The following is a 9,757-nucleotide window of genomic DNA, read 5'->3' on the forward strand; positions in this document are numbered from 1 at the left end:
CATGGTCAGACCGCTCCGGCCATGCGGCTGCGTTGCTCCAGATGGTGACCAAGCCACATCAGCAGCAGCGAGCAGACGAGATAGACGATCGTGGCAATCAGGTTAGTCTCGAACGGACGAAAACTCTGGTTCTCGACCTCCTTGACGGCGTGGGTCAGCTCGGCAACGCCAATCGCCATCGCAAGGCTGGAATTCTTGAACAGGGAGACCGTATGGTTCACCAGCGCCGGCATCGCGTTGCGGACGGCCTGCGGCAGCAGGATGTAGGCCATGGCTCCGAAATAGCCGTGGCCCAACGCACGTGCGGCTTCCCACTGCCCCTTCGGCACGGCACGCAGACCGGAACGTTGATCCTCGCTGAAATACGCGGCCTGGCACAAGCCCAAGGCAATGACAGCGAACACCGCTTCGCCATTGTGATCGCCGAGCCAGATCTGAACCGGGTCCGGCAGCAGGCTCGAAATGCCGAAATACCAGAGCATGAGTTGCACCAGCGTCGGCACATTGCGATGGTAAGAGACGTAGATCGCGACAAAGCCGTTGGCGATCCGGCTCGGCAGCATCCGGACGGCAAGTAGGACCATTCCAAGGCTCATGGCCAGAAGCCACGAGCCAATGAAGATGATGAAGGTCATCTTCACCCCATGGACCAGCATCCGGCTGAACTCCGGATTGAGCAGGACGGCCATGAGGTCGAAACCCTTCATCGCACGCCCCTCGTCTAGGTCGGGAGAACGGGTTTTGGGGAACCCTCGGGGCGCGTGGTCGACAAGCCACCCGGCACTTGCAAGGTCGGTGTGATCTCGATGTAGCCGACATTCACCGCTACCGGCGCGGCGATCGCAAACGCGATCGCGTCGGCAATGTCCTTTGCCTCGGGGAGTTCAAAGCCATCGATGAAGTTCGCGCGCGTTTCGGCGCTGTCGCCGTGGACGTGGGCGAAGATATCGGTTGCAACCCGGCCCGGGCAGATTTCAGTGACGCGCACGCGCTTGCCGATGCAATCGACCCTGAGCTGACTGGTCAGCATGCTGACGGCCGCCTTGGTCGCGTGATAGCTCGAGTTGCCCGCAAAGTTGTAAGCGCCGGCAATCGACGTGATGTTGACAACGTGGCCGCGATCGCGCTCCGCCATGCCCGGCACGAGCAGACGGCAGAGGTGCAGGATCGCGCGCAGGTTGACGTCGACGAGGAGGTCGATGTCCTCCGCATCCGCCTGGAGAAACTTCCTCGGCCGGTCGACGCCCGCGCTGTTGACGAGCACGTCGACGTCGATACCCTGAGCAAGCCTGGTGATAGCCGTAATATCTCTGACGTCGATCGCGTGCGGGATGCAGCCGGTGCGATCGGCCAAAGCTTTCAGCGCGTCCCCGCTCCGCGCGAGCGCATGAACCTTGAGGCCCTCACGCGCCAGGCGCTCGACGACCGCCAAACCGATGCCAGACGAGGCGCCGGTAACGAGAGCAGTCCTGTAATCGGAGAATGGCATCGGGCTCCTCACCTTTTCAATAGGCTAAACGATCGCGCAACTTTCTCGCCAAGAGGGATTAACTGTGGCGGGATAAGGTCCCCTTATGATCAACGAGCCGCTCCACCGGAGCCTGCCACAAGCCGGGAAACCGGCACGATCTCCCCGCCTGCAGCCTCGATCGAGGCCCGAATCCCTCGAGCCAGCTCGACGGCGCCCTGGGTATCCCCATGCAGCAGGATCGATTTGACCGGCATGGCGAGCGCCTTTCCGCTGGCGGCAATGACCACGCCGTCACGCAGCAGGCGCTCGACCCGCTCGGCGACCACCCCGGCGTCGTGAATGACCGCGCCGGGCTTTGCCCGAGACACCAGCAGGCCCTCGTCGTCATAGGCTCGATCAGCCAGGAACGTCGTGGCGACCCTGATGCCGCACTGCGCCGCCGCCCCCTCGATGGCGCGACTGCTCGAGGAAACGATCAGGAGATTGGGATCGAACGCGGCGACCGCGCAAACCAATGGGCGGGCAAGATCGGCGTCGGCAGCAGCCATGTTGCCGAGCGCGCCGTGAAAGCTCATATGCGTGACGCGATGCCCGACGGCCCGCGCGATGCCGTCGAGTGCGCCGAGCTGGTAAGTGACCATGGCGGCGAGCTCGGTGGCGTCGATCTGCATCACGCGCCGGCCAAATCCCTGGCGGTCCGGAAACCCGACATGAGCCCCAAGATCGACGCCGCGCGCCCTGGCGCGCTCCGCCGTGCGCTGCATGATCAGGGGATCACCGGCATGAAAGCCGCATGCGACATTGGCCGAAGACACAAAGTCCAGCAGCGCCTCGTCATTGCCCATCGGCCACGGACCAAAACCTTCGCCCATATCGGCATTGAGATCGATCTTCATGCTGCCTCACCTTTAATCGGCCGTAGTACGAACAACGGCGCGCCGTAGCCGACGACCGTGCCATGCGCGATCAGCACATCGGTCACCATTCCAGCCCGGGGCGCAGGCACGGGCAAAAGCAAAGGCCCGATTTGCAGGATGCCGAGAGGGTCGCCAGCCCTTACATTGGCGTCGGTCAAAGCGATTGCGTGCTCGTGAAGCGGGTGACGATCGAGAAAAATGCCTGGCGAGGCAGCGCGGACGGTAACTGACGGCGCGTCGACGAACAGGGATTCGTCGCCGGCAACGACACGCACCGATGCGCCATCATTCACCAGGCGCAACGTGGCGCTCGGACCGCGCAGCTCAAGCAGCGCGAGATCGGCGTGCTTGAGCCAGACGCTCAATTGGTCGACGTGGTCGAGGGGATTGCTCATCGGCCTCCTCCTTCGCCGCAGTGAAGCTCGACGAGACGACGGGCGTTTGCGAGCCAGCGGCGGGTATCCGCCGAGGCGCTCAGCGCTTCATCCCAGCTACAGCGGATGAAGCGGACGCTGCTCCCAATCGGAGCCTGGCCGAGACGCCAGAGGTCAGCCTCGATCACCGTGCCGATTTTGGGGTAGCCGCCGGATGGTTGTGCATCGCGCATCTGGATGATGGGCTGGCCGCCATGAGGCACCTGAATGACGCCGGGCACGATGCCATGCGAGCGCAATTCCAATGGGCGCAGCGGGTTGAGCTCAGGGCCGGCAAGCCTGTAGCCATAGCGGTCGCTCTGCGGGGTGATTTTCCAGGCGGTCGACCACAATGCATCGTGCGATGAATTGGTGAAGCAGTCGTATTCGGCGGCAGGTAACACGCGAACAGCGGGCACACCGTCGACCTCAAGCGGGAGCGCCAGCCCGGGCGGGACCAGACCGAAACCAGGAGCGGCCCGGCCCTTCGACCGGGCCGTCGGCAGTTCGTCGCCATCGCGTAGCGGACGCCCCTCGTGGCCACCAAACGAGCCTCTCAACTGCGTGCTGCGCGAGCCGAGCACGGCCGGCACGTCAACGCCATCCGCGATGCACAGATAGGCGCGGGTCGCGCGCCATGTCGTCTGCCTGGGAAGCGAAAGCGACAGCACCTGCCCCGCTTCGGCGCGATGCGCCCACCACGGCAATACCGGCGTCTCATCGATTCTCGCTGCGCAATCGGCTCCGGTGACAGCAAAAACAGTCGAGCGCTCGAAACGAACCTTGAAAGGAAGAACCGGAATCTCAATGGCTGCGGCGTTCTCCTCGTTGCGCAGCAGGATATTGCCTCCGGCAAGTGCGAGCGCGTCCATGGCGCCCGATATCCCGACGCCAAGGTTGAGCCCACCGGTACGGCCGAGATCCTGGACCGTCGCCAGCGCGCCTGCTAACAAGATCTTGATCATCGCAGCACCCGCAAAACCTTGAAGCGGATGCTGTCGCCCGGCTGGAGCAGCGCGGGCGGGCTGCGATTTACATCGAAGAATGCCACCTGTGTGCTGCCGATCGTATTCCATCCGCTGGGTCCATCGGAGGCAGACACGCCGGTCTGACCGCCGCCGATCGACACGGCTCCCCCCGGAATCTTCAGCACCGGCACCTTGCGGCGCGGCGTCGCGATGCGCGTATCCATGCCGCCGAGATAGCAGTAGCCGGGGTGACTTCCGAGCGCGAACACGGTGTAGGTTGGCGCGCTGTGGCGTTCGACGATCTCATCGACGGTCATGCCGGTGTGTTCGACGACATCGGCCATATGCGGCCCGGCTTCGCCGCCATAGGTGACGGGCAGATCGATGCAGCGCCCGGCGATCGGAAGCGGCTCGACGACGTCCCAGAGTTCGACGAGCCAATGCTCGATCTCTTCCGGTCGTCGCGGCGGCTCGACAAAGGCCAGCATGAGGTTGTTCATGCCTGGCACAGCCTCGCGCACGCCGGGAAATCCAGCAGCCTCGCGCGCCATCGCCCAAATCCGCCGCTGCGTTTCGAGCGAAGTCTCGCCGGGCGCCTCGAACAGCACGGCCGTCGTCCCGAGCAGACTTGTGCGAGGCCGATCCGTTGTCATGGCTGCCCACTCCGGCGAAGTTTCGTCTCCATATGGTGGATATTAACGCCGCCGCGGATAAAATCGGGATCGACTACAAGGCGCCGGTGCAGCGGCAGATTTGTTGCAATCCCCTCGATCCGCGCCTCGTCGAGCGCCACTCGCAAGCGGGCCAACGCCTCATCGCGTGTCGTGCCATGGACGACAAGCTTGCCGAGCAGCGAATCGTAATGCGACGACACGCGGTAACCGGCACTTGCGTGGCTGTCGATGCGCACGCCAGGTCCGCCCGGCATCTGCCAGGTATCAATCACACCCGGTGACGGCACGAAACGGTCCGGGTCTTCGGCGTTGATACGGCACTCAAAGGCATGACCGCGACAGGCGACGTCGTCTTGCCTAAAAGGCAGCCTCTCACCCTGCGCTACGCGGACCTGAGCCTCGACGAGATCGATCCCGGTGGTCATCTCGGTGACGGGATGTTCGACCTGGAGGCGCGTATTCATCTCGATGAAATAGAACGCGTCATCTGCGACCAGGAATTCGAAAGTGCCGACGCCGCGGTAGCCGATCTGCCGACAAGCCTCTGCGCAGCGCTCGCCGATTTCGCGGACCAGCGCATTGTCGATCTGTGGAGCCGGCGCCTCCTCGATCACCTTCTGGTGCCGGCGCTGTAGCGAGCAATCGCGACTGCCGAGCCAGACCGCGTTACCGTACGTATCGGCGATGACCTGGATTTCGACATGGCGCGGCCGGCCCAGGAATTTTTCGACATAGATTTCGCTGTTGCCAAACGCCCGCCGCGCCTCTTCCCGGGTCAGGAGCAGCGCGTCGCGCAAGCCGCTCTCGTTCTCGACCATCCGCATACCGCGACCGCCGCCGCCGCCGGCAGCCTTCAGGATCACGGGATAACCAATCTCGCGCGCCGCCATGCGCACGAGATCAACACCCTCGGTCAGGGCTGCATCGGGACCGGGGACGCACGGAACGCCTGCCGCTCTCATAGCGCGCTTGGCCGCGATCTTGTCACCCATGACGCGCATGCTCGCGGCGGTCGGACCGACGAATGTCAGGCCAGCGGCCTCAATTTGTTCGGCAAAGCCGGCATTTTCGGACAGGAATCCGTAGCCGGGATGGATCGCCTCGGCTCCGCTGACCTGCGCTGCAGACAAGATCGCCTTCTGGTTCAAATAGCTCTGCGCTGCCGCGGCGGGACCGATACACAGAGCCTGGTCGGCACAACGCACATACGGCATCTCGTGGTCGGCCTCGGAATGGACCACGATCGTTCGTAGCCCGAGACGCCGGCACGTCCGCTGGATGCGCAGGGCGATCTCTCCCCGATTGGCTATGAGCACCGATTCAAACATGTGGTCACGCGAACCGTATCAGTTCTTGGCCGGCCTCGACCTCCTGACCGGACGCAACCAGGATCGCCGACACCGTGCCGTCTTGTTCGGCGCGCACCTCGTGGAACATCTTCATCGCCTCGATGACACAGAGTGGCGTTCCGGCCGTCACAGCCTGCCCTACCGAAACGAAGACCGGCGCATCCGGCGCCGGCTGCAGATGGACAATTCCGAACAGCGGCGCTGCGACGTTCGCCTCTCTTTTCAGCGCTGCATCCGGTGCGGCGCGAGTTGGCCGCTGTCCGGTGTGTGTGGATGCGCCCGACTTGACTAGTGCCCGAACGGTACTGTCCGGCTGCGCACGACGGACCAGCCTGAGCGACCAGCCTTCTTCGCTGAATTCCATCTCGTTCAGATCGGACGCAGTCATCGCATCGATCAGAGTCTTGATCCGATCCAAATCCATGTTCCGCCACCCATACGGGATCGTGATCTTGCACGTGCAACGCCGGCCTCGACGCTAGCGCTATCGATTCCCGCCGACCAAGACGGATTGGCTTTGCCCCTATAAGGGAGCGCTATGACGGCTTTTGAGACCGCTCTTCATGCGCAACGAGGTTCCCCGGTATACCGACCACAAGCTCCAGCAGGATTTCCTTGATCGCCTGCGCCGGTTCGGAAAGCGGCAAATGATCGGACTGGCACAGCGCCAGCGGGGCCTCGATCACCGGTTCGATGATGCACGATTGCCAGGCATCGCAGGAGGATGCGACCTGCCGCGCCATTGATTCGGGTAGGATAGTGGCGCCAAGCCCGTCGGAGATCACGGCAGTCAACGTGCTGGCGGATTCGATTTCCGCGACGACCTTTGGCACCTTGCCGATGGCTGCGAACGCATCGTTCACCATCTTGCGGACGACGTTGTAGGGACGCGCGAGGTAAAGGTCGGTGTCAACGAGCATCGCGAGCGGCACTTCGGCCGGCGGCGCCACCATGCTGCCGCGGCCGACGAGGTAAAGCGGCTCTCGCAGCAGCGGCTGGAATGAGAGGCCGTGGACTGCAGTCTTGCCGCCGTAGAGAACCGCCAGGTCCATTCGGCCATTCATCACAAGCTCGGAGAGCGTGGTGCCATAAGTCTCGTTCAAATAAAGCAAAATGCCGGGGTGCCGCGCCCGCACCGTGCGCAGCAGCGGCAGGGCCAGTCCTGCCGCGGCAGTCCCCGGCGCGAGCCCCACGGCCACGGCTCCGGAGATGTTCTTCGCGGCCGCATTCATGTCGGCTCGCGCTTGGTCGCATTGCCGCAGGATAAGCTGGGCGTGGCGATACAGCACCTTGCCCGCCTCGGTCGGCACCACACCGCTCTTGGTGCGCACGAGAAGCTGCTGACGCACCTCGCCTTCGAGCGTTGCGAGCTGTTGACTGAGCGCCGGCTGCGCCACATGCAGCACATCGGCGGCTTGCGTCAGACTGCCGACGTCTACGATCTTCACGAAATACTGCAGTCGCCTGAGATTCACGTCGTCTCCTCGGACTGTCTACTGCTCCCGATCGGGAATAGAGCATCCATAAGATATGCCTATCAGGCCAGATTGAACTCGTGTTGGCCAGCGCCGCGCTCTGTCTCTAGCGTCGCACCTCGCTTAGCCAGGGTCAATCGCTATGAACCATCCTCGTATCTCCGCACGCGTGAGGCGTATCAAGCCTTCGCCGAGCTCGGCGGCAGCCGATCGGGCAACGGCGCTGAAGCGGGAGGGCAAGAACATCGTCAGCCTCGTCGTTGGCGAGCCGGATTTCGATACGCCCGCGAACATTCGCGCCGCGGCCACAAAGGCGATGGACAAGGGCGCAACCCGTTACACGATGTTGGCCGGCTCCGTCGAGCTCCGCCAGGCGATTGCCGCGAAACTGAAGCGCGAGAACAATCTCCTCTACTCACCTTCCGACATCATCGTCACCAACGGTTGCAAGAGTGGCATTTACAGCGCGCTGGAGGCGACGATCGAGGCGGGCGATGAGGTGATCATCCCGGCGCCCTACTGGGTGTCCTACCCCGACATGGTGATCGCCTGCGACGGCGTTCCGAAGGTTGTCGCGTGCCCGGAAGGCCAAGGCTTCAAGATCTCGCCAGTGCAGCTCGAAGCTGCGATCACCGAAAAGACGCGATGGCTGATCATCAACTCTCCGTCGAATCCGACGGGCGCGAGCTACTCGGCGGCGGAATATCGCAAGCTGGCTGACATTCTCGCACGGCATCCCCACGTGCTCGTCATGACGGACGACATCTATGAACACATCCGCTTCGATGGTCGCGCAACGCCGCACTTGCTGAACGCTGCACCCGAGCTGGCGGGCCGCGTGCTTGCGGTCAACGGCGTGTCGAAGACCTACGCGATGACCGGCTGGCGGATCGGCTGGATCGCCGGGCCCTCCGATCTGATCGGTGCGCTGAACACGCTGCTGTCGCAGGCAGCCGGCAACGCCTGTTCGATCAGCCAGGCCGCCGCGGTCGAAGCGCTCAACGGCGATCAGAGCTTCGTTACCGAAAGCGTCGCAATCTACCGTACCCGCCGCGACCGCATGCTCACGCGCATTAACCAGATCGAGGGCTTGAGCTGCCTGCCGCCCGACGGCGCGTTCTATCTCTACGTCAATTGCGCCGGGTTGATTGGTCAAAAAACCCCTGGCGGGGCGCACCTCGAAACCGACAGCGACGTCGCGATGTACCTGCTCGAAAGCGTTGGCGTCGCCGTGGTTCAAGGCAGCGCCTACGGGTTGTCGCCGTACTTCCGCATCTCGATTGCCGCCTCACTCGACGTGCTCGACGACGGCATCAACCGCATCGCTCGTGCTGTCTCCGAACTCCGCTAGCATTCCGATCGGAAGCATCTCATGTCAAACACCGGCATCGAAAAGAATCCCTCCGCTCCGCAACTCGATCCCGCGGTGATCGCAAAACTGCGGACCATCGCAGTCGCCCTGCTCAGCGACCAGCTGCACCGCAATTGCGGCAGCATCGGGCTGATCCCCTATCACTCGCCGGCGCCGATGGTGGGCACTGCGGTGACGGTGAAGACGCGCGGCGGCGACAACCTCGCCATCCTTCGTGCCTACGACTTCTGCCGTCCTGGCGACGTGATGGTCGTGGATGCCGGCGGTGATATCTCCAACGCACTGGTCGGCGGCATCATGACACTCGGCGCAGCCTCGCTCGGGCTTGCCGGCATGGTCCTCGACGGCGCCATTCGCGACGTTGCAGAGATTCGTCAGCGCACTTTTCCCGTGTACGCGCGCGGCGTGACCCATCGCGGTCCCTACAAGGATGGTCCCGGGGCGATCAACGTCCCGATCACCGTCGGGGGCATGCCCGTGAACGCGGGCGATATCATTGTGGGGGACCAGGACGGACTTCTGGCATTTCCACCGTCCTTGGCCGCAACGGTCATCGAGAAAGCATTGGCGCAGGAGCAAAAAGAGCAAGGCACCATCGACGCGATCCGCGAGGGTAGATGGGATCGCGCCTTCGTCGATGCGCTCGAGGCACGTTGCGCGAACTGAGCGGCAAATAATGATATTCTGGCCGCGCAGCAGTCCGACTTGCTCGCCCCAATATCCAATCTACGACGCGCACATGCTCGATCTGTACCATTGGGTCTGCGCGCGGTATCTCGTTGACGTGAGGGGTGCGTAGAAACTGGCGAAGAGAGTGGGAGTCAAACCCACGAATCGCGATCATTCGACTTCGAACAATCGAGACCGCGCCAGCACTCGTCCGCCGCCGGCTCTCGGAAATTCAGGTCCTGCACATGCGGCGCTCTCGCTCCAATCCATCATGGGCTAATTCGAGCTAGCTCCCAGGCAGAGAATAAGTGGTCCGCTTTGCGCCAACAGCTGCCACTTCTCCCAAGTCAGCTCATGGCCCAGGCCGTGTGAAAATCCGGCAACTTGGGGAGCTCCGGCGCATTGCGGCCGCCGAGCTTCTAATTCGGTGGAATCGACCTCCTGTCATC

Annotated in this window: 11 protein-coding genes and 1 tRNA gene; 2 read left to right on the top strand and 10 right to left on the bottom strand. The window is 63.2% G+C overall.

Annotation, left to right across the window (positions count from 1 at the left end; genetic code table 11):
- Window positions 1-5: 5 nt before the first annotated feature.
- From AAE027_RS27390 to nac, 9 genes are all read right to left on the bottom strand, one after another.
- Window positions 6-707 carry an amino acid ABC transporter permease gene (locus AAE027_RS27390; RefSeq protein WP_370987014.1) on the bottom strand — a complete coding sequence of 234 codons (702 nt, stop codon included), beginning with the start codon at window positions 705-707 and terminating at the stop codon, window positions 6-8.
- A 14-nt stretch (window positions 708-721) separates the two neighbouring features.
- Window positions 722-1,489 carry an SDR family oxidoreductase gene (locus tag AAE027_RS27395; RefSeq protein ID WP_370987015.1) on the bottom strand — a complete coding sequence of 256 codons (768 nt, stop codon included), beginning with the start codon at window positions 1,487-1,489 and terminating at the stop codon, window positions 722-724.
- An 89-nt stretch (window positions 1,490-1,578) separates the two neighbouring features.
- Window positions 1,579-2,367 carry a LamB/YcsF family protein gene (locus tag AAE027_RS27400; protein ID WP_370987016.1) on the bottom strand — a complete coding sequence of 263 codons (789 nt, stop codon included), beginning with the start codon at window positions 2,365-2,367 and terminating at the stop codon, window positions 1,579-1,581.
- Window positions 2,364-2,783 (bottom strand): biotin/lipoyl-containing protein, encoded by a 420-nt coding sequence (locus AAE027_RS27405; protein ID WP_370987017.1) that lies wholly within the window; start codon window positions 2,781-2,783, stop codon window positions 2,364-2,366. Before AAE027_RS27405 ends, AAE027_RS27400 begins: the two co-directional genes overlap by 4 nt.
- A complete protein-coding gene (locus AAE027_RS27410; RefSeq protein WP_370987019.1) occupies window positions 2,780-3,766 on the bottom strand; it encodes a 5-oxoprolinase subunit C family protein in 987 nt (328 codons plus the stop codon). Before AAE027_RS27410 ends, AAE027_RS27405 begins: the two co-directional genes overlap by 4 nt.
- Entirely contained in the window at window positions 3,763-4,422 is a 660-nt protein-coding gene (gene pxpB / locus AAE027_RS27415) for a 5-oxoprolinase subunit PxpB (RefSeq protein ID WP_370987020.1), read from the bottom strand. The genes AAE027_RS27410 and pxpB overlap by 4 nt, the downstream gene beginning before the upstream one ends.
- Window positions 4,419-5,771 carry an acetyl-CoA carboxylase biotin carboxylase subunit gene (gene accC, locus AAE027_RS27420; protein ID WP_370987021.1) on the bottom strand — a complete coding sequence of 451 codons (1,353 nt, stop codon included), beginning with the start codon at window positions 5,769-5,771 and terminating at the stop codon, window positions 4,419-4,421. The genes pxpB and accC overlap by 4 nt, the downstream gene beginning before the upstream one ends.
- Before the next feature lie 4 nt (window positions 5,772-5,775).
- Window positions 5,776-6,216, bottom strand: a complete 441-nt coding sequence (locus AAE027_RS27425) for an acetyl-CoA carboxylase biotin carboxyl carrier protein (protein ID WP_370987022.1) — start codon at window positions 6,214-6,216, stop codon at window positions 5,776-5,778.
- Between the two features lie 112 nt (window positions 6,217-6,328).
- Complete coding sequence (gene nac, locus AAE027_RS27430) at window positions 6,329-7,267, bottom strand: nitrogen assimilation transcriptional regulator NAC (protein ID WP_370987023.1); 939 nt, start codon at window positions 7,265-7,267, stop codon at window positions 6,329-6,331.
- Between the two features lie 142 nt (window positions 7,268-7,409).
- Between nac and AAE027_RS27435 the strand changes: the two genes are divergently transcribed.
- Window positions 7,410-8,618, top strand: a complete 1,209-nt coding sequence (locus AAE027_RS27435; RefSeq protein ID WP_370987024.1) for an aspartate transaminase — start codon at window positions 7,410-7,412, stop codon at window positions 8,616-8,618.
- A 21-nt stretch (window positions 8,619-8,639) separates the two neighbouring features.
- Entirely contained in the window at window positions 8,640-9,305 is a 666-nt protein-coding gene (locus tag AAE027_RS27440) for an RraA family protein (protein ID WP_370987025.1), read from the top strand.
- A gap of 137 nt (window positions 9,306-9,442) precedes the next feature.
- Here AAE027_RS27440 and AAE027_RS27445 read toward each other — a convergent pair.
- A tRNA-OTHER gene (locus AAE027_RS27445) sits at window positions 9,443-9,571 on the bottom strand.
- Between the last annotated feature and the right edge of the window lie 186 nt (window positions 9,572-9,757).

It is taken from the genome of Bradyrhizobium sp. DN3 (assembly GCF_041357655.1).
GTDB lineage: Bacteria > Pseudomonadota > Alphaproteobacteria > Rhizobiales > Xanthobacteraceae > Bradyrhizobium.